Source organism: Bacteroides sp. QWL-09, from assembly GCF_058683585.1.
Genome location: NZ_CM178748.1, coordinates 1418653 through 1440724 on the forward strand (window position 1 = coordinate 1418653; position 22072 = coordinate 1440724).

At 41.2% G+C, this 22072-nt stretch carries 15 protein-coding genes; 7 read left to right on the forward strand and 8 right to left on the reverse strand.

Annotated features, from left to right (window positions below; genetic code table 11):
- Positions 1-839: 839 nt before the first annotated feature.
- The 4 genes from AC4PG5_RS05620 to AC4PG5_RS05635 form a co-directional block, all read right to left on the reverse strand.
- Complete coding sequence (locus AC4PG5_RS05620) at positions 840-2213, reverse strand: sulfatase-like hydrolase/transferase (RefSeq protein ID WP_492030445.1); 1374 nt, start codon at positions 2211-2213, stop codon at positions 840-842.
- Positions 2214-2344: 131 nt separating this feature from the next.
- Positions 2345-3898: a RagB/SusD family nutrient uptake outer membrane protein gene (locus AC4PG5_RS05625; RefSeq protein ID WP_492030446.1), complete on the reverse strand. Its 1554-nt coding sequence runs from the start codon at positions 3896-3898 to the stop codon at positions 2345-2347.
- 12 nt (positions 3899-3910) lie between these two features.
- Positions 3911-7045, reverse strand: coding sequence for a SusC/RagA family TonB-linked outer membrane protein (locus AC4PG5_RS05630; RefSeq protein ID WP_492030447.1), 3135 nt, complete (start codon positions 7043-7045; stop codon positions 3911-3913).
- 258 nt (positions 7046-7303) lie between these two features.
- Positions 7304-7972 carry a Crp/Fnr family transcriptional regulator gene (locus tag AC4PG5_RS05635; protein WP_492030695.1) on the reverse strand — a complete coding sequence of 223 codons (669 nt, stop codon included), beginning with the start codon at positions 7970-7972 and terminating at the stop codon, positions 7304-7306.
- Positions 7973-8245: 273 nt separating this feature from the next.
- Between AC4PG5_RS05635 and AC4PG5_RS05640 the strand changes: the two genes are divergently transcribed.
- The 6 genes from AC4PG5_RS05640 to AC4PG5_RS05665 all read left to right on the forward strand — a co-directional run bounded on the left by AC4PG5_RS05640 (position 8246) and on the right by AC4PG5_RS05665 (position 15876).
- Positions 8246-9226, forward strand: coding sequence for a winged helix-turn-helix domain-containing protein (locus AC4PG5_RS05640; protein WP_492030448.1), 981 nt, complete (start codon positions 8246-8248; stop codon positions 9224-9226).
- A gap of 64 nt (positions 9227-9290) precedes the next feature.
- Positions 9291-11063: an L-fucose isomerase gene (fucI, locus tag AC4PG5_RS05645; protein WP_492030449.1), complete on the forward strand. Its 1773-nt coding sequence runs from the start codon at positions 9291-9293 to the stop codon at positions 11061-11063.
- Positions 11064-11074: 11 nt separating this feature from the next.
- On the forward strand, positions 11075-11713 hold the full coding sequence (locus tag AC4PG5_RS05650) for a class II aldolase/adducin family protein (RefSeq protein WP_492030450.1): 639 nt from the start codon (positions 11075-11077) through the stop codon (positions 11711-11713).
- Positions 11714-11715: 2 nt separating this feature from the next.
- Positions 11716-13152 (forward strand): rhamnulokinase, encoded by a 1437-nt coding sequence (locus AC4PG5_RS05655; protein ID WP_492030696.1) that lies wholly within the window; start codon positions 11716-11718, stop codon positions 13150-13152.
- 78 nt (positions 13153-13230) lie between these two features.
- Positions 13231-14541 (forward strand): L-fucose:H+ symporter permease, encoded by a 1311-nt coding sequence (gene fucP / locus AC4PG5_RS05660; protein WP_492030451.1) that lies wholly within the window; start codon positions 13231-13233, stop codon positions 14539-14541.
- Between the two features lie 288 nt (positions 14542-14829).
- Complete coding sequence (locus tag AC4PG5_RS05665) at positions 14830-15876, forward strand: hypothetical protein (protein ID WP_492030452.1); 1047 nt, start codon at positions 14830-14832, stop codon at positions 15874-15876.
- A 557-nt stretch (positions 15877-16433) separates the two neighbouring features.
- Here AC4PG5_RS05665 and AC4PG5_RS05670 read toward each other — a convergent pair.
- The 4 genes from AC4PG5_RS05670 to AC4PG5_RS05685 are packed head-to-tail and all read right to left on the reverse strand — an operon-like array spanning position 16434 to position 20785.
- Positions 16434-17768, reverse strand: a complete 1335-nt coding sequence (locus AC4PG5_RS05670) for an ABC transporter substrate-binding protein (protein ID WP_492030453.1) — start codon at positions 17766-17768, stop codon at positions 16434-16436.
- A gap of 28 nt (positions 17769-17796) precedes the next feature.
- Positions 17797-18591 carry an ABC transporter permease gene (locus tag AC4PG5_RS05675; protein WP_492030454.1) on the reverse strand — a complete coding sequence of 265 codons (795 nt, stop codon included), beginning with the start codon at positions 18589-18591 and terminating at the stop codon, positions 17797-17799.
- Positions 18585-19385, reverse strand: a complete 801-nt coding sequence (locus AC4PG5_RS05680) for an ABC transporter permease (RefSeq protein ID WP_492030455.1) — start codon at positions 19383-19385, stop codon at positions 18585-18587. Before AC4PG5_RS05680 ends, AC4PG5_RS05675 begins: the two co-directional genes overlap by 7 nt.
- Before the next feature lie 8 nt (positions 19386-19393).
- Entirely contained in the window at positions 19394-20785 is a 1392-nt protein-coding gene (locus AC4PG5_RS05685; RefSeq protein ID WP_492030456.1) for a polyamine ABC transporter ATP-binding protein, read from the reverse strand.
- 135 nt (positions 20786-20920) lie between these two features.
- Here AC4PG5_RS05685 and AC4PG5_RS05690 point away from each other — a divergent pair, with 135 nt between their 5' ends.
- Positions 20921-22021 carry a redoxin domain-containing protein gene (locus AC4PG5_RS05690; protein ID WP_492030457.1) on the forward strand — a complete coding sequence of 367 codons (1101 nt, stop codon included), beginning with the start codon at positions 20921-20923 and terminating at the stop codon, positions 22019-22021.
- Positions 22022-22072 lie beyond the last annotated feature (51 nt).

Here is a 22072-nt window from a genome sequence, read left to right on the forward strand (position 1 = left end):
AAAAGAATCACTAAAAAGTTCTTTTAAAACACACAAATAGGCACAATATTATAACGGATTTGCACTTTTCGGAACAACCTTACTCTACCACTCACTCATAAAACAATATTAGCTGAGATATAACCAGACCGCATCCCTCAAAAGAGTCTTTGATCTTCTTTCAACAGAAGCTATCTTTAGACCTTTCGCTCAAGTTGCGTCGATCTCTTTTTACACGCTTAATATTGCGTCATACTATGCTTCAATTGAATCGCTCAGTGTCATTAAAAACTATGCTTCTGTCATTAAGGTCCCCCTCCTATTCCATTAAACGATCTTTAAGTTTGATTTGTTGAGCCCTCGAACGAGGGCTCATGGGTTTTCATTCGAGGGCTGAAGAGCCCACGTTCGAAGGCTGAAGAGCCTTGCTTCGAGGGCTCAAGAAATGGGCTTTAGTTAGCAGTTAATCGCGTAAAGCGACTGACTAATCGGACTTGAAAAATAATTAATGGAACTGCACCATCCATAAGCCGCATTGAGTGGTTAGATCAAGAAGCGTCGTCATACAGAACTTATGGTGCCGGGAAAATCGTTTTGAGTATAAGGTCAGGTGAGATCATCCAGACTTAGCGTGGGACACTCTTTAAAGAAACTCCCACACTTCATTCAAAAGCTTATGGATAAAGACTTCTGATCGTTTCAGTGTGGGAGGTATGGAATAAACAGCGTTCATTTAGTCTCGTGTAGAGAGTGTAAACCGACGACGTACCGCTCTCTACCTGATTTCTAATCAAAAGGTATGCCTTAGCATCCTTTTAACCAAAGAAGAATCAGGACAGAAGTCAATAAACAGCATGATGTTACGGGAATAACTTTCTTGGAGCTCTATTGTTCATCAGATCAAAATGGATCGTATCGGTCACTTGAGGCCATTCGCCCCCATCGTCCCATTTGCGGGGAATCATCTGCTTCTCCCACTCCTTATATTGTTTGACCAAAGTCCGATCGACCTTGCTTTTCTTAAAGATGAGGTTACACGTTTCGTAAGGATCCTTCCGCATATCATATAAGACTTTCCCAAGACCTTCAACTTCAATGCGTTTATATAAAGGAGTGCGAATGGCCGAAGCTCCCATCTTTCTCCAAAATAGAATTTCGTGAGGGTTTCCTTTTTTAGAATGCGTCAGATAAGGCATTAAATCTACCCCATCAATCGGTTTTAGTAAACGATCTTTAGAAATGCCGGCTGCAGCTACCGAAGTTGCCATAATATCTAAAGAAGAGGTGAGTCCATCAAATGATCTAGGTGCCATTTTTAACCGATCGCCCCAAACAACAAAGAAAGGAACGCGATGTCCACCTTCGAACTTATTCCCCTTAAATCCCTTATATGGAAGATTAGACGATAGATTATTGATTGCTCCACCATTGTCCGTTAAAAAGAAGATCAAGGTATTTTCAAATAACGATTCACGCTTTAAATAATCGACCAATCGGCCAACGGCACGGTCGACAGCATAAGTCATAGCCGCTATCTTTTGACGTTTATGTCCCGCAAAACGAGCCAAATCTGCTTCTGTAGCCTCCAGTGGAGTATGAATCGCATTATAAGCCAAATACATCATAAAAGGACGACTCTTGTCTTGATCGATATACTGTATGGCTCTATCCGTTAAAACATCTGTCAAGTATCCTGTAAAAGGTGATGCTTTCCCGTTTTCCTCTATCTTCTGAAGGGAAGTTGGTGCATCATCGGCTAATGGGCGATAGAAATAAGAACGCGATCCGGCAATAAAACCATAAAAGTAGTCAAATCCTTGAGCATTGGGATGCATGGATGGCAAATTTCCTAAATGCCATTTACCCAAAGCAGCAGTACGATAGCCTGAAGCTTGAAACACGTCCCCCAACGTTTCTTCATCATGAGGAACACCGGCATCCGGTGCATCCAAGTTGCATTCAAATCCAAAACGTTGACCATAACGTCCGGTTATCAAAGAAGCTCTCGAAGGCGCACTGACCGAACCCATAACGTGTGCATCAGTACAAACAACACCCTCCTTAGCCAAATCATCAATACAAGGCGACTGAATATCTTTAGCACCATTAAAACCAAAACTAGAATATCCGGCATCATCCAATAGGATCACTAAAACATTGGGTTTATTTTGTGCAGATAGAAAGGTACCTCCGATAAGAGATAAAGACCATAAAATGTTTCTTTTAATCATCATGATACTCTATTTAATCAAAATTAGATCAACAACAAGGCAACATAAACTTAGCTTATTTGATCAAACAAATATAGTCTAATTTTATGTTGCCCTATAAAAATCACCTATAAACTAGGATTATCATTCACTCATTAGTAATTGGGGTTTTGTTTTATAGCCGGTGTTGCATCAATATATTTCTGAGGGATAGCCCACAGATAGTGTTTATTGGCATTAAACTCACGAGTCTCGACCTCAATGCGAGTATCCGTCAAAGCTAAATCACCAGTCGTCGGATTCACAGTACCCAACAGTGCCCCATAGACTTTACCCTTCATCACTTGTTCGCCAATAGCCCAGCGACAAACATCAAACCAACGGATACCCTCCATGGCTAATTCCGAACGTCTTTCACGACGGATCAACTCACGCATCTTAGTCTGATTGTTATAAACCGTTTGATCCACTTCCGGCAATCCCGCTCTTAACCGCACTAAATTAATCGCATCATAAACCGACTGCTCAAGTTGATTCAGTTCGATCTTAGCTTCAGCATAAGTCAATAACGTTTCGGCATAGCGAATCACAATGCCATTCATCCCCGACTTCCAAATATCGGCATATAGTCCTTTATTATCGACATATTTACGAGGATAATATCCGGTTTTCGACCGTCCGTATGGTGCATAATAATCGCCTGTCGGATCCGCCTGATCAATAGAATTTAAATAAGCTCCATTGTACAATGCACCCGGATAAACGATGGTTGCTGCTAACCGAGGGTCTCTGTTTTTGTAAGGATCTTTAGGGTTGTATAAAGTTGATTCAGAGATCGGCTTACCATCGACACATTCATAATTATCAACCAAAGCTTGAGTCGGATCAATCGACGACCATCCACCACTTGAACTTGGAGGCATGACGCCCAGAATCGTATTAGTGTAACTACTCTCTTCATATTCAACATTAAGAATAACTTCAGCATTATTCTCATTTTCAGGCAAGAAAATGCTTTTGTAATCAGGCATCAGCGAATACCCTAACTTCATCACCTCCTGACAAGAAGCAGCAGCATCAGCATATTTTCCGACAAATAGTTCCATACGAGCTTTCAAAGCATAAGCCGCACCGGTAGAAGCTTGCCCTTTACCCGTTCCGGCCAATAGAGGAGCAATCTCTTTCAATTCAGCAATCACAAAATTGGCAACTTCTTCTTTGGTATTGCGAGCTTTACTAGCATTCATGTCAGCTGGTTCAGTAACCAACGGCACGCCACCATACAACGTTACCTTCATAAAATAATCGAACGCTCTTAAAAATCGAGCTTCCGCTTTCATTTGATTCCGTTTAGCCTCACTCATTGAAGTCACGCGATCAATATTTGCAATAAACGCATTGCAACGGGCAATAGACGTATAACTAAAAAAGTCTCTTCCGGAATCACCAGATGTAGCTGCTCCGGAAGCAGCAACCTGCCAGCCCTCCCAAGGATATGGATTATAGGCATTATCGGATGCACAGTCAAAATAAATAATATTCTCCATGCTATACCAATCGTTGTAACACCCATTTAAAGCGGCATTGGCCTGAGCTTCCGTACCCCAAAACGTATCATTCGACTCCGTTCCCAAAGGAAAACGATCCAAGAAATCGGTACACGACGTTGCCAATAAAAGGATGATGCCCCATATACTATATTTTTTCATAATTCTTCAGTTTTAAAAAGTTACACTTAATCCAATGGTATTCACCTTCACTTGCGGATAATAAGCACGTGCTCCCGCCGGTGCTTCAGGATCGAATCCTTTAGAGAAACCGGTTAACGTCAACAAGTTTTGCCCGCTATAGTAAACACGGATTTTAGAAACCGTCAACAGTTTACAGATATTTTGTGGCAAGGTATAACCCAATTGGATATTTTTCATACGGAGATAAGAAGCATCGATAATCCAGAAAGAAGAAGGAGTCGCTTCTGAATCGTTCTGATACCAAGAAGAGAGCGGACGAGGGAAACTACCATTCGGATTGGTTGTCGCATCCCACGAGTCTTTAAACATATCGGTTGGTTTGGAAGTGTTTCCATTTAAACGGCCAACCATCTCATTTTTAACATATCCTTTTACGCCGGCAGCTCCATTAAACTGCATGCTTAAATCAAAATCTTTCCAGCTAAAGTCAAGAGTTAAACCGTAGACAAACTTAGGTGCAAAACTACCCAAATAGACACGATCTTCGGAGTCAATCTTACCATCGTTATTTTGGTCTTTATACTTCAAATCCCCCAAACCGGCTCTACTACGGTTCACAACGGCACTATTATCCAAATCTTTTTGATCGGTAAAAATACCCACACATTCATAGCCGCCAAATGCATTGATCGGATAGCCGTCTTGTTTGAAAGTAAATCCATCATCCTTCCAAATACGAGCTCCCCCATTACCTAAATCAGAGATTTCATTGCGGTTGTATGAAAGGTTTGCAAGAGAGTTAAAGCCAAAATCTCCTTTTTTATATTTATAACCCACTTGCAATTCAAGTCCCTTATTAATGACCTTACCCACATTCTGGGGAGGAGCATTCAACCCATAAAGAGCACTCACCGGCATCACCAAAAGAATATCCTTGGTTGTTCTCCAATAAGCATCGGCCGACACCGTCAACTGGTTATTGAAGAATCCCATATCCAAACCAATATTAGTAGACTCGGATGTTTCCCATTTTAGATTCGGGTTAAAACCATCAACCGGAGCAACTCCCAATACCACCTTCCCGTCAAACGAATAGTTTCTCTGAGCCAAAAGCGACTGATAAGGATAGTTATTGATACTACCATCCGATCTTGTAATATTCTGATTACCGAGCAATCCCCAGCCGGCACGCACTTTCAAATCAGACAAGACCGGCTTAAACCGCTCCATAAACGACTCATTAATCACACGCCATGCTCCCGAAAAAGAAGGGAAAGTTCCCCAACGTCCATCTTTTGCTATTCTAGAAGTACCATCACGACGAACATTCGCCTCAAATAAATAACGATTGTCAAAATCATAAGTCAACCGTCCGAAATAAGACTGTAAAGCATATTCTTCCGCATCACCCGTAGCTTGTTGACCATCTGCCGATCCGGCATTCAGTTCGTGCAAATCATTACTGAGGAAATTCTTACGATACCCTTTCGTCCAATCACGACGATAATATTCTTGAGAATATCCGGCAATAGCCCCAACCGTATGCTTGCCAAAGGTACGATTGTAAGTCATAAGGGTTTGCAGGTTAACCGTCATCGTAGAGTAACGAATATCCGTTTGACTATTCGGACCTTGATATAAGGTTTTATCGCCGGTCTTCCAATTGTAGTATTGGCTGTCTTTTATAAATTTCTCATCCGACGAGCCTTTATATTCGTACGATAAAATCTCTTGGATCTTAAATCCTTCGAATAAATCGAGCCCGACATGACCAACGCCACGGAAGGTATGATACTTTTCATTTCTGACACTACCGTTATCGAGCCATTCTTTAGGATTACCATCATTCGTGTAGCCGTAATAACCATTGGAATATTGATTGGTGATAAACGGCGCAATACGATTCGCTTGTCTCAGAATCTGATACATATCGCCGGTATAAGGATTGGAAGGTTCTTGTGTATCACCAAACACATACGACAAGTTCATGCCAAACGACCATTTCTTGAATTGAGTATTCACATTCGCTCTTGCGTTATAACGCTTAAAGCCCGAGTGAGCGATCAATCCTTTTTGATCAAGATAACCTAAAGAAATCATGAAAGCAGATTTTTCACTGCCACCGCTAACTTCCACACGATGACTTTGCTGAAAGGCATTATCTTTAAAGATGAGCCCCAGCCAATCGGTGTTAGGATAATTATCCGGATCGCTCCCATCACGAAACTTTTGAATTTGATCATCGGTATACGCCGCTTGCTTTCCTTCATTGATTAAAGCTTGATTATATAACGTGGCATATTCGGCCGATGACAAATAGTTCTGTTGCGCCGTTGGAGTTTGCATACCAAAATAGCCGTCATACTTCACCGTTGTGCTTTTGTTGCCTCCTTTCTTAGTGGTAATCAAAATCACACCATTTGCAGCACGTGAACCATAAATCGCACATGACGCCGCATCTTTCAAAACTGAAATATTAGCAATGTCATTGGGATCAAGATCGTTTATGGTCGACACCACCATACCATCGACCACATACATCGGATTGGAATCATTAAGTGTACCGATGCCTCGCACACGAATACTTGAATTATCCTTACCGGGCTGACCACTATTTTGAATCACCGTGACTCCCGGAAGTAATCCCTGCAAAGCTGTAGAAGCCGTCGTTACAGGGCGCGCTTCCAACTTCTCACTTGAAACCGCGGAAACAGAACCTGTTAGATTCACCTTTTTTTGCACAGAGTAGCCAACCACCACCACTTCGTCAAGCGATTTTGTGTCTTCAACCAAGTTCACAACGAGCGTGCTTCTTTTACCGACAGCAACTTCTTGAGTGATGTAACCAATGTACGAGACTTCGAGTGTGGCATTTGAAGGCACATTCAGAGTAAACTTGCCGTCCAGGTCGGTTATAGTACCATTTGAGGTACCTTTAACAACAACGTTGGCACCGATAATCGGTTCGCCACCACTACCTTTTATTACACCTTTGAGTAGAATGTTTTGCTGAGTAACAGACAAATCACTGTTTACATGCGACCCCGCATTCTCGGTGGCACCAACAACTTGCGTTGTGCCCACAACCATAGCAAGGAAGGAAACAAAAACAAGAGACCGTTTCTTAAAAAGGAAAGAGCTCTTTTGAGTACTAACTTTGTTCATAGTCTTACAATTAAATTAACAGGAACAAAGATAAACGAATCCCTATCTGCAAAACCACAAAAACAGTCGGCATCCATTAAGCATCTCGGAATCAAATAAAAAGATTATTGTGTTTTTCGGAACAACTCTTTAGACAGACAAAACTTTGCTCAATCAAATCAGCAAAAAGCCAAAACTGAGATCAAAGACATAAGGTTGCAATTTGAATCAGTCGATAAAACAGGATTAAACAGAAAAGGAGCAGTTAGCCTCAATCAATTATTGAATAAGCCGTACCAAGTCATCCTTTCGCAATAGAGTAATCTGTTTACGATCGACTTCAATCAAACCATCTTCTTGCATACGAGATAGTTCACGAGCCAACGACGGACGAGATACTCCAAAATAATCACTGAGTTCCTGTTGCGAACGATCGACCACAACAGTCGGCTGCTGCTGTTGTTTGGAAAGACGAAGGAAGTAAGACGCTAATTTCTGACGAATAGACTTAAAAGACATAAAAAAGAGTTTATCGGAAAGCGTACGTGCATAGTTGGCTGAAATGGTCATATAGTTTTCCAGAAATTTCTCATTCTTACGAAAGAGAGCCAACACATGGGCTTTAGGAATCTCAATAACCTCTGTCGATTCATTGGCCGTAACCTCTACAGGGAATCTATTTTGTTCGCCAAAAAGAAACAAAGGAGCCAATGCACGAGGGGCTACAATATCTTCAACCTTGATGAGCCGTCCGGAGTAATCAATCATCTCGCCTCTGACACTCCCCTTTAAAACGATAATCAACCGATTACATAAATCGCCTTGATGAGCCAAAATCTCTCCTTTGCGATAACTCTTCTCGTGAATCGTTACCTCATTAAAATCGGCCTGAAGCACCTCTGCTGAAATTCCTCTAAAAAGAGGTGTATTTAAAAGAATCTGAATCATCATAGGATTTAGGATTTATAAAATTGAGTGATGACACAAATATATAATCTATTCCATCCAAAAACAAAATAAAACATCAACAATTCCATTTTCTATAAAGCTATACCTTATATTATAAATACGAGTTCGTTCAAAGAGTTTACGCTCATTTATCGTTCATTTATGTTTTAAAACATTAAGTTCAATATCTCTCATTACAAATAAATTCCATTCCTTTGCATCAGACTAGTTCAGCACAGTTAACCGCTAACTATCATTGAAAAGCAAAATGGCATGAGCATTAAATTCAAACAACAGACGACAAAGGTCCAACAGTTAGCCGACATGATTAGTCAGGCCATATCGATGAAGCAATATCTCGATGGTGATCCGTTACCTTCCATTAATGAGCTCAGTAAAAACTATAACGTATCACGAGATACCGTATTTAAAGCATTTATCAATCTACGTGAGCGAGGATTGATCGATTCAACTCCGGGAAAAGGATATTATGTAACGAATAAGCTCACCCAAGTGTTGCTCTTGCTTGACGAATATTCTCCATTCAAAGAGGTTCTTTACAACAGCTTCATTAGGAATCTTCCCATTACCTATAAAGTTGATTTGCTCTTTCATCAATACAACGAAAGACTATTCAATACCATTATCCGTGAATCCATTGGAAAGTACAACAAATATATCATCATGAATTTCGATAATGAGAAATTCTCTACAGCATTGAATAAAATAAATCCTGCTCGAATGCTTTTATTAGATTTTGGGAAGTTCGACAAAGCGACTTATTCCTATATCTGTCAGGACTTTGACCAAGGATTCTACAATGCGCTTTTACAACTCAATCAAAGGCTTAAGAAATATAAGAAACTGAATCTCTTGTTTCCAGATCGATTGAAACATCCTCAAAGCAGCCAGAACTTCTTTATCCAATTCTGTCAAGATCAGCATTATGATTTTGAAGTCATCCATGATGTCGATAACCTAGACATAAAAAAAGGAGAAGTCTATATGGCTATAAAGCAACAAGATGTGGTCAGAGTGATCAAAGGCGGACGCCTCAACCAACTCAAATGCGGAAAAGATTTCGGACTCATCGCCTACAACGATATTCCCTCATACGAAGTCATCGATAACGGGATTACGGCTCTTAGCATCGATTGGGAAATGATGGGAAATAACGCGGCCAAGTTCGTTCAAGAAAATCAATCGATAAAGATCAACCTAGAGACAAAAATAATATTACGACATTCCATTTAAGTATTCAATAAATATCAGCATAGATCAGTATAGCATTTAACAACCAACATAAATGAAAAACAACATGAAAAAGTATCCAAAAATAGGTATTCGCCCAACCATTGACGCTCGTCAAGGAGGCGTACGTGAAAGCCTTGAAGAAAAGACGATGGGATTAGCTCAGGCTGTAGCTCGACTCATCTCAGAAAACCTTAAAAATGGGGATGGAAGTCCTGTGGAATGCGTCATCTCCGACACCACTATCGGACGTGTAGCCGAAAGTGCTGCCTGTGCCGAGAAGTTCGAGAGAGAAGGCGTTGGATCGTCCATTACCGTAACCTCTTGTTGGTGCTATGGTGCAGAAACGATGGATATGCACCCCTACTACCCTAAAGCCGTTTGGGGATTTAACGGCACCGAACGCCCCGGAGCAGTTTATTTAGCTGCTGTGCTTGCAGGTCATGCACAGAAAGGTCTGCCCGCATTTGGTATTTACGGACGTGACGTACAAGATCTGAATGACAATTCCATCCCGGAAGATGTTGCCGAAAAGATACTCCGTTTTGCCCGTTCGGCTCAAGCCGTAGCAACCATGAGAGGAAAATCATACTTATCGATGGGTAGTGTTTCGATGGGAATTGCCGGTTCAATCGTCAATCCTGATTTCTTCCAAGAATATCTTGGGATACGTACCGAGTCGGTCGACCTTACTGAGATTATCCGTCGCATGGAAGAAGGGATCTACGATCATGAGGAATTTGAAAAAGCGATGGCTTGGACCACAGCTCACTGCAAGGTGAATGAAGGCCAAGATTTTAATGTCGCTGAGAAAGCCAAATCACGCGAAGAAAAAGATAAAGACTGGGAATTCATTGTTAAGATGACCATGATTATGCGCGACTTGATGGTCGGCAACCCCAAACTAAAAGCATTAGGCTTCAAAGAAGAAGCTTTAGGACACAATGCTATTGCCGCAGGCTTCCAAGGACAACGCCAATGGACCGACTTTTATCCGAATGGCGACTATTCTGAAGCCTTGTTGAACACTTCATTCGACTGGAATGGCATTCGTGAAGCTTACGTTCTTGCTACAGAGAATGATGCCTGCAACGGGGTAGCGATGCTCTTCGGACATCTATTGACCAATCGCGCTCAGATCTTCTCGGATGTTCGTACCTATTGGAGCCCTGAAGCAGTGAAACGGGTAACCGGAAAAGAACTAACCGGATTGGCCGCCAACGGAATCATACACCTCATCAACTCCGGAGCAACAACACTCGACGGAACAGGTTGTCAAACCGATAAAGATGGAAATCCAACCATGAAACCTTCTTGGGAGGTGACTGAAGAAGAAGTAAAAGCTTGCCTAGAAGCAACAAAATGGTATCCGGCCAACAGAGATTATTTCCGTGGCGGTGGCTTCTCATCGAACTTCCTCTCTAAAGGCGGAATGCCTGTGACCATGTCACGATTGAACTTGGTTAAAGGCTTGGGACCGGTCTTACAAATAGCCGAAGGATGGACTGTCGAACTCGATTCAGACATACACCAGAGTCTTGACGAACGTACCGACCGCACTTGGCCAACCACTTGGTTTGTGCCTCGCTTATGCAATAAACCGGCATTTAAAGATGTTTATTCAGTGATGAACAATTGGGGAGCCAATCATGGAGCTATCAGCTATGGCCATATCGGGCTCGACCTAATCACTTTAGCGTCGATGTTACGCATTCCGGTATGCATGCACAATGTTGAGGAAGATCACATTTTCCGCCCAGCTGCATGGAATGCCTTCGGTATGGATAAAGAAGGGGCAGATTACAGAGCATGCCACACTTATGGTCCGATGTACAAATAAAACCAAGAACGATGATTACAGAACAACAAATAGAAGAGTTTATCGCACAAGCTCACCGCTATGGCAACGAGAAGTTAATGCTATGCAGTAGCGGTAATCTCTCATGGAGAATAGGTGAAGAAGCACTCATCTCAGGAACCGGTTCATGGGTACCAACCCTCTCGAAGGAGAAAGTCTCCATCTGCAACATTGCTAACGGTCTCCCTCAGAATGGAGTTAAGCCGTCGATGGAAAGCACTTTTCATCTTGGAATCCTGCGTGAACGTCAAGACGTGAATGTCGTTTTGCATTTTCAGTCAGAATACGCCACAGCAATCTCCTGCATGAAAAACAAACCGACCAATTTCAATGTCACCGCTGAGATACCTTGCCACGTGGGATCGGAAATTCCAATCATCCCATACTTCCGACCAGGTTCTCCGGAACTGGCGAATGCAGTCGTAGCAGCCATGGCCAACCACAACTCGGTGTTGCTAACCAATCATGGGCAAGTGGTCTGCGGAACAGACTTCAATCAAGTCTTCGAACGAGCCACCTTCTTTGAAATGGCTTGTAGAATAATTGTACAGTCGGGTGGAGATTACTCCGTCTTAAGTGAACAAGAAATTGACGACTTAGAAACCTATATCTTAGGCAAAAAAAGCCATTGATGATGACTACAAAAGACAACAAACACGTTTATATAGCAGCCGACTTTGGAGGAGGTAGTGGGCGTATTATCGCCGGTTACATCGAACAAGGGAGGCTGATACTCGAAGAGATCCATCGTTTTCCTAATCGCCAAGTGCGATTAGGGAAGCATCTCTACTGGGACTTCCTAAGCCTCTTTCACGAGATGAAACAGGGATTAAAAATGGCAGTAAACAAAGGATATAAGATCAATAGCATTGGAATAGACACTTGGGGAGTCGATTTCGGGCTGATTGACCAAGAAGGCAACTTACTTGGCAATCCGGTCTGTTACCGCGACGAGCGTACCAACGGTGTGCCCGATCAAGTCTTTCAATACATCGATCCTAAAACATATTACTCCATCACCGGTACTCAAATCATGCCCATCAATACCATTTTTCAACTTTACAGTCTCAAAGCTGCTAAAAGCAAAGAATTGAGTATGGCACGACGACTACTTTTCATGCCCGATCTATTCAGTTACTTCTTAACGGGCGTAGCGAACAATGAATATACAATCGCAACCACTTCAGGGTTATTAAACGCACAACAACGCACTTGGTCGGAAGAAATCATCGACACCTTAGGTTTACCGAAACAGTTGTTTGGTGAAATAGTCTATCCGGGAACGATCCGCGGTAAACTATTAAAAGAGATCGCTCAAGAAATTGGAACGGAAGAGATCAATGTGATAGCCGTTGCCTCACACGATACGGGGAGTGCCATTGCGGCCATACCATCGGTGAACAGTCAAACGGCATTCCTTAGCTCCGGTACTTGGTCGCTACTTGGTACCGAAATCGACTACCCGATTCTAACCCAAGACGCTCAAGAGGCTGAATTCACCAACGAAGGCGGTATAGAAGGAACCATCGATTTCCTTCAGAACATTACCGGATTATGGATTCTGCAACAACTCATGGCCGAATGGAAAGCTCGAGGCGAAGAACAAGCGTACGATCTCCTTCTTGCAGAAGCAGAAAAAGCCACTATAAAGAGTCTGATTAATGTGGATGATCCATTATTTGTACGACCCGAAAGCATGGAACAGGCCATTGAAGAGTATTGTCGCATTCACCACGAAACAACTCCTCAAAACAAAGCCGAGCTTGTGAAATGTGTTCTACAATCTCTCGCAGCTAAATACCGCCAAGCGGTAGCACAAATGAATAACTGCCTCCCCTTCCCGGTCAAACAACTCAACATTATAGGTGGGGGGTCGCAGAACAAACTTCTCAATCAGCTAACAGCCAATGCACTAGACCTTCCGGTGTATGCGGGTCCGGTTGAAGCCACAGCAATGGGGAACATTCTGACGCAAGCCATGACCAATGGAGAAATACAAAACCTGATGGAGCTCCGACAGATTGTGATGCGAACGGTCGATCCTGAAATCTATTATCCTCAGAAAGAGTAAAACCCTCTCTGAACCATCACAAAAATCTATGAACCCACACCATTAATCCAATTAACCACGTCAATACCTTAAATAAAGATGAAACACAACAATACATCTATCCTAAGTAAAAATGGAGTTAGCTTTCTCTATCCATTCATCCTTGTAACGTCCTGTTTCGCATTATGGGGATTTGCAAACGACATCACCAATCCAATGGTCAAAGCTTTCTCTAAGATTTTTCGAATGAGTGCAACCGATGGCGCATTAGTTCAAGTCGCCTTTTACGGAGGATACTTTGCGATGGCTTTTCCTGCCGCAATCTTTATCAGAAAATATTCCTATAAAGCCGGCATATTAGTTGGTCTAGGTCTTTACGCTTTAGGTGCCTTTATGTTTTTCCCGGCCAAGATGACCGGAAGCTACTATCCGTTCTTACTAGCCTATTTCATTCTAACTTGTGGCCTATCTTTTCTCGAAACGAGTGCCAATCCATATATTCTATCCATGGGAACCGAAGAAACGGCTACCCGTCGACTCAACTTGGCACAATCGTTCAATCCGATGGGGTCGTTATTGGGAATGTATGTTGCGATGAACTTTATACAAGCCAAGCTCAGTCCTCTCGACACCACTCAAAGAGCTCTACTCGACCCCAACGAATTTGAGCAAATCAAATCGGCCGATCTATCGGTGTTGATCACTCCCTATCTCATCATCGGCCTCATCATCTTGATCATGTTCCTACTCATCAAGTTTAGTCCGATGCCCAATAACGGTAGTCAGTCAAGCTCAATCCACCTCGGACAAACCCTAAAGCGCATTTTCCTCATCCCTCGTTACCGGGAAGGCGTCATTGCTCAGTTCTTCTATGTCGGTGCACAAATCATGTGCTGGACTTTCATTATACAATACGGAACCCATTTGTTCATGGGACAAGGGATGGACGAGAAGAGTGCCGAGATTCTTTCGCAGGAATACAACATCATCGCCATGATCATCTTCTGCGCCAGTCGCTTCATTTGCACCTTCATCCTTCGTTACCTGAATCCGGGAAGACTATTAATGATTTTAGCCATTGCAGGAGCTTGTCTCACCATGGGAGTCATCTTCTTCGAAAATATATGGGGAATATATTGTTTAGTCGGCGTATCGGCTTGCATGTCCTTGATGTTCCCAACCATATACGGAATTGCACTTAAAGGCATGGGCGATGATGCCAAATTTGGTGCAGCCGGACTTATTATGGCTATACTTGGTGGAAGTGTACTTCCGCCACTTCAAGCCTCAATCATAGACTGTGAAAAGGCATTTGGAATGCCAGCTGTTAATCTCTCTTTTATACTACCACTCCTATGCTTTATAGTGATTATAAGGTACGGATATCGCTCTATAGCGAAAAATTGGTAAGCTTTTTATAGTAACTGTCAACATGGTAACTGTCAACGTGGATCTAGCTAATCAGCGTTGACAGTTCTTTTTTTAGAACCGAGCTATCTCCGATCTATTGATAACAACTTCACGTGTATCCTAATTATTGAACGTTTTCATAAAATAGAAATTTCGTTAAATCTCGAAAGAAATAAGACAATTAACATTTTGGTCCTCTATATTCTACATACTAATATGTTAATATACAAACATTTAAACATTCAAATCAAAATATTTATATATTTGTAAAATAAAACAAATAAAGATATGAAAACAATAAAAGGTCATCAGAAAATGATATGGAATGTGGTCAAAAAACCTTTTGATAAATGTAAAGATTCAAAGTTGTATATATTGATAATTATCTCCATTATAGCAATTTTAATATTGCTCATTCTTTATTTTGTTATTCCTAGTTCAAAAACAAATTGGAGCAAATTAGATTCTCTAGTTAGTTCAATAACGGGCTTATTAGCTTTTATAGGAGTACTTTTTGCGATTAATCAATCTAATAGCCGAATGAAAGAAGCGGAAGCAAGAACGTGCTACAATAATGCCGTGGACACTTATTATAAAACAGTGGAGAACGTAAAGTGTTTCCAAAAGTCGGGTTCCGAGGCTCTATCAAGGTTTGCTTTCAAAATCAAACAAGATTGGGCATTTACTATTATTTCCAATAATTTCAATAAATCCTTAAATAACCCCAACTTAGAAAAAGAAGATGAAGCTCGCAAACCTATCGAATATATTAACAAGAGAATAAAGGAAAACAATAGTGAAAAATACGATAATAATTTACCTTTAGAGGAATTATACTTCAAGACTGAATCTTTAATGTCAGATATCCCCTTTCATCATTCTTTGCTGGAATACATCAAGCTACAGGACAATTTGGACGAACTTGTAAGGGATAGTGTGTTAATTACAGCTAAACGTCTATTTCTCGAGAATGAATATTATCAATTTGACAATAGTATAGAAAGATATTGTCAAGTCGTTTTTGCAACATTAGAAAAGTTAGAAAAACTTGATGAAGAGGACGAAAAGAAGAAAAAAAAGGAGAAAGAGAAAACAAACTGGGCTAAGTCTTATTGTGAATTTATTTTAGATACAGATGCTATTATCCTATTTTTATATTCAATAAGTCCAAAGGCTCCTAAAAAATACATAGATTTATTCAATCAGCAAGAACTTTATAATAAGATATCTGTTACAGACTTACCATTGTGTAAATCAAAAAATAGAGTAAAAGATGAAGATATAAAAGAAACTTTTGAAGCAATTTTCCAAAAAAAAAGTTTAATGTCCACATGAATTAAGAGGTGATTTTTACAATTGCCAGTACTCTGCTGGTGCTGTAAAGCAGCGCAGTCGCTTGAGGGAGATTGCCTGCCTTATTTTTTAGAGGAGGATGTCTCCAACTTATCTTAAAAATGATCAACCCCCAAAATTAACCTATACACTTTCTATTTTCAATGCAAGACTCCAAGTTTCACCGCTTGCCCTTTTAGTTTCCTTTTGGGAAAATTTATTATCATACGTCGAAACTTCTGTTTTGTCAGTATGAAAATAAGTTTTCTACCGTATGAAAATCCGTTGTCCACCGCATGAAACTCAAAACACAACATAAGAAAACGATTTCTACTCATTTACGTAGTGGATTTTACCGATTTACGTAGGCCATTTTGTAGACTGTTTTGATTCTCTCTCACGCTGAAAAGATAGACTCTTTTACTTTTCTGATGCTGATATCGTAGATACTTTTAAAATTTCATCTCTGAAAGACTAGACCGTTTAAAACCAAATCTTAGTGGGGTCTGCAACTCTATAAATATTTCACACCCAAATCAAGGTTAACCGTCTAATTAAGACTAACGCCTGACTTTCGATTGACGACGGCTCCTACGATGCTGTTGTTTCTTACGCTTATATTTCTGCCATCGGTTATAAACACTCCAGCCGGTCATCAACCCGACTACAGCAAAGATGAACAAAGTAATGCCAACGCCTAGATTATCCCCCTTAATACGCGACCAAATATCAAGAACATCTTTAGTCTTATGACCAAAATCACGAATCATCGCACAACGCGCAACAACCGCTTCGTCAGGGTATTGAATCTTATTAATCGGTACACTATCGTGACCGGGACCAAAGAAATAACTTAAGTTAGAACGGTAAGTTAAAGTCGTGTCTAACTTCGCTTCAAAGATTTCGGGAGTAGCCACCGAACTCACATAACCGCAAAAGTCCATATTACGTAAAGCGATATCCGGACGGCACATGAAGTTGATAAAATAGCTTGCAGCCTTCACGTTCTTGGCATATTTAGGAATCACCCAGCCATCGAACCAGATATTACTTCCTTCCGATGGAACCACATAATCTAAATCGACCCCGACCCCTTGAGCTTCTTCAATGGCCCAGATTGCATCACCACTCCAAGTCATATTGAGCCAAGCTTTATTCTTGGTCATCATCTCTTTTCCAAAATCGGCCTCCCAACCTGCAATATTGGGTTTGAGAGCTTTCAACTGCTTCTCTACGATAGTCATGGCGCTAGGCGAATAGTCGTTCATCAGACGCTCAACAGAGGTCTTGCCGGCTAATAAATCCTGACCATGTGCATAAATAAGAGCGGTTCCATAAGCATCACGGTAACTATCTTTCATCAAGATCTTACCGGTATATTTCTTATCCCACAAACATTTCCAAGACATGGGATCATTGTCTGGCACAAACTTTTTGTTATACAAGATGCCGGCCGTACCCCACATGTAGCAAACAGCATAACGACTAGCCAACAACTGGTCGGCTTGACTCAGTTTATCAATCTGACGGCGAATATAAGGAGAGACATTCCACAGATAATTGGGTGAATGCGCAAAGTTCGTGTCGATAGGCAACAACATTTGCTTCTTCAACATTCGTTCAATGATATATTCCGAGGGACATACCACGTCGAAGTCTTCATGCCCTTTCTCGATCTTCGTTAGCATGATCTCATTTATATCAAACGTCTGATACACCACACGTATTTCTTCACCCGTCTGCTCTTTATAATAAGCCTGAAAATCTTCCAAAACACCTTCACCGATGTAGTCGGCCCAGTTATAAACTTTAAGAATATGTTGTCTAGGCTCACCGACATTGTAGCATCCGGTGAATAATCCCATAAGAACCAACAACAAACCAAACTTTCTCATTGACAAAACGATAATCCTCCAAAAACAATTAATTCTTCTTTCCTTTTCCTGCCCGATAATTAATCACAATCAGCAGAGCAAGCACCACAATAAAAATGATCGCCGACAATGGACGCAACTCCGGAGTTAATCCTCCCTTACGTGCATCAGCATAAATATAGGTCGACAGCGTTTCTAACCCTTGATTACCGATCGTGAAAACCGTTACGGCAAAATCGTCGATCGACAACGTCAAAGCCAACATGAATCCGCTGATCATTCCCGGACGTATTTCCGGAATGATCACCTTACGTAGAGCTTGATAAGGAGTGGCTCCCAAGTCGAGTGCCGCCTCATAGATATTCGGGTTCATCTGTTTCAAACGAGGCAATACACTCAAGACCACATAAGGCGTACAAAAAGTGATATGAGCCAGCACCACCGTCGCATAACCTTGAGTAACCCCCAAAGAGACAAACAACAAGAATAAAGAGATACCGGTGATGATATCCCCATTCAGAATAGGAATACTGTTCACTAGTCCCATGGCTTTGCGTGTTCGCGCCTTTAAGTTGAAAATGCCGATTGCTGCTATACTTCCCAGAAGTGTTGAGATCGTTGCTGCGAGGAAAGCGATCGTGATTGTATTCATTAAGGCATTCATTAACGAATGATGCCCTCCACTATTCGTCCACAGAGAGGTGTATAGCTTGGTCGAAAATCCCGTCCAATTCCCTAATACTTTAGCTTCGGTGAAAGAATAAAAGATAATAATCATGACAGGCGAATAAAGTAGAACCAATAATCCCCAAAGATAAGCTTGAGCTAAGATCCGTTTTACCATAATTCTCCTCCTCCGTTTGATTGATCCTTACTATCGGTTCCAAATAAAGAGGTCGAAACAATCAATAGTAACATGATGAGCGACAACGCCGCACCATAGTTCCACATGCTATTGTTGATATTCTCTTGAATGGTTGTTCCGAAGAGCTTAATATTATTCATCGTCAGCAACTCTGCAATCGCAAAGGTAGAGATTGTAGGCATAAACACCATCATCACCCCACTCATCACGCCGGGCATCGAAAGAGGCAAAACGGCCTTAATGAAGACTTGAAAAGAGTTTGCCCCCAAGTCTTGTGCCGCTTCGATATAGCTACGATCCATCTTCTGAAGCGTGTTATAGATGGGATAAATCATAAAAGGCAGGAAGTTGTAAACCATGCCAAAGATCAATGCGCCCTCTCCTAAAGGGAGATTTAAGAAGTCGAATAAAGCAACAGTAGCCAATGTCCGTACCAAGATATTCACCCACATGGGAAGAATAAACAGAACAATCATCGTCTTCGACCGGTTGAGGCGTGCATGACTTAAGATCCAAGCCGCAGGATAGCCTAAGAGAATACAAACCAACGTGGTAATAATCGCCACACCAATGGAATAAACAAATGTATTAATCGCTTCCGGATGTTGCAGAAACTTTTGGAAGTTGTACAGCGTAAGAGATCCATCTTCGTCGGTGAACGCATAGATCACAATAAGAACGAGAGGAATAACCACAAATATAACAGAAAAAAGAGCATAAGGAATCACCCAACTCTTACGCGACGATAACACTAATAATAACCTTCTATTCACGCCTATATTCAATCTTTAAATTCTACGATACGGATAGCATCCGGAGGAATAGAAATTCCCACCCGATCACCATCATCCCAAACATCATTGGTGTCGACAAACACATTCTCATCCCAATCCGATAAAACCGTCAGATGATAATGGTTGCCTTTATAAAGGATAAACTTCACTTCACCGGTCAGCTGACCGTCTTTCTCGTTGTCCAACAAGATCACTTGATCAAAATCGACTTCAACCGTCACCTTGCTCTCCGCTTGCTTGCCGGTATTTGGACACTCAAACGAGCATCCCAAGAACTCCACATGATTCTGATCTATGATCTTCCCTTCAAAAGAGTTACACAGCCGTTCTTTTTTCATGATATGAATATCGAAAGGCTTAATGAGTAGGCCAACTTCCTCACCGACTGCATAGTGGTGATAATCCTGTACTAGGATTTCATAACCATTCGACTGTACGATCATCTCATAGTGAACTCCTTTAAAGATCGACGATTGCACCACTCCCTTTAATTGTGCCGCTTCCGATACCGGGAAAATATAAACATCTTCCGGCCGAATCACAACATCAACGAGTCTGTTCTCACCAAAGTTCTCATCCACGCATTCAAATTCATGATCACAGAAACGAACCAGTTTATCATGAATCATTGTTCCGTTAATAATATTGCTTTCACCAATAAAATCAGCAACAAAGCAGTTTATGGGTTCATTGTAAATATCAATAGGCGTCCCAATCTGCTGTATCTTTCCCTCACTCATCACCACAATCGTGTCGCTCAGGGTTAAAGCCTCCTCTTGATCATGTGTGACATACACAAACGTAATGCCCAATCTCTTATGCATCTCCTTCAACTCCATCTGCATGTCTTTGCGCATTTTTAAGTCCAAGGCCGCCAAAGGCTCATCAAGAAGTAAAACTTCCGGCTCGTTGACAATCGCTCTGGCAATGGCCACTCGTTGCTGTTGTCCACCGGATAAAGAATCAACGTCACGATATTCATAATCGGTCATGCCCACCATCTTCAAAGCTCCCTTAACCTTCTTCTCAATGGTCAGCCGAGGTAACTTTTTCAATTTTAAGCCAAAAGCAATATTATCGTACACATTCAGATGGGGAAATAAAGCATACTTCTGAAACACGGTGTTGACCGGACGCTTATGAGGAGGCGTATGAGTAATCTCATTGCCGGCAATACGTATCAATCCTTCCGAAGTGGTTTGAAATCCCGCAATCAAACGAAGTAACGTTGTCTTCCCACATCCCGAAGGACCAAGAATCGTGACAAACTCTCCCTTTCTCACTTTTAATGAGACATTATCTAAAGCTATTTTATCGTCAAAAAACTTTGATACACTATTAATTTCTATGATATTTATTCCGCTTTGTTGCATATTCATACATTTTGGGGATGCAAAGGTACATAATTCTATAATTTCATCCTACTTGTTAGGATAATATAGCGTCCTTTTTTTTAGCTCCATTTAAAAAAAATTCTATCTTTGCTATATATTTATTCACTAATCTTATAAAGCATGAAAAAATTTACGCATCTCGTAATTGCTGTATCGGCAATTGGTATTGTAGCTTGTACCGGTTCAAAACACGGTTATACCGTAACTGGATCAGTAGAGGGTGCAGCTGATGGCGATACCGTATTCTTACAAGAAAATGTCGGTCGAGAACTAACAAAGTTAGATACGGCTATTATTGAAAACGGTACATTTACTTTTGAAGGAACACAAGATTCGGTTGTAAATCGTTACATCACTTGTAAAGTGAAAGATGACAATCTATTAATGGATTTCTTCCTTGAAAACGGAAAAATCAATGTTAACTTAAGCAAAGATAACGACTCGGCAGCAGGTACGCCTAACAATGACGCTTACCAAAAGATTAGAGAGCAGATCAATGGCATAACCAAAAAGATGAATGCCATCTATGAATCAATGGGCGATAGCACCTTGACCGAAGAGCAAAAGGAAGCTAAAAAAGAAGAAGGCAATAAGCTCGAAGAAGAGTATTATAAAGTTATTAAAGAAGGCGTTCAGAAGAACATTACCAATCCCGTTGGAGTCTTCTTGTTCCAACAATCGTTCTACAATAATACAACTGACGAGAACGCTGCTTTGTTGCAACAAGTCCCTGCAAACTATCAGAACAACGAGCGTATCGTGAAAATTAAAGAATTGACCGAAAAGCAAAAGAAAACAGCTGTTGGTACAAAATTCCTAGATTTCCAAATGAAAACGCCGGCTGGAAAGGATATCAAATTATCGGATTACGTAGGAAAAGGTAAAGTGGTGTTGATTGACTTCTGGGCTAGCTGGTGTGGTCCTTGTCGCCGTGAAATGCCTAGCTTGGTAGAAGCCTATGCTAAGTATAAGAATAAGAACTTCGAGATTGTCGGTGTTTCTCTTGACCAAGCTGGTAAAGATTGGGAAGATGCCATCAAGAAATTGAATATCACTTGGCCTCAAATGTCCGACCTTAAAGGTTGGGGCAATGAAGGCGCCCAAATGTATGCCGTAAATAGCATACCTCATACGATCTTAGTGGATGGTGAAGGTACCATTATTGCACGCGGATTGCATGGCGACGAACTATTGTCAAAACTATCTGAAGTTTTAAAATAAGCATCAGATCTCAACCTATAAAAAAAGATCAAGCGATATCGCTTGATCTTT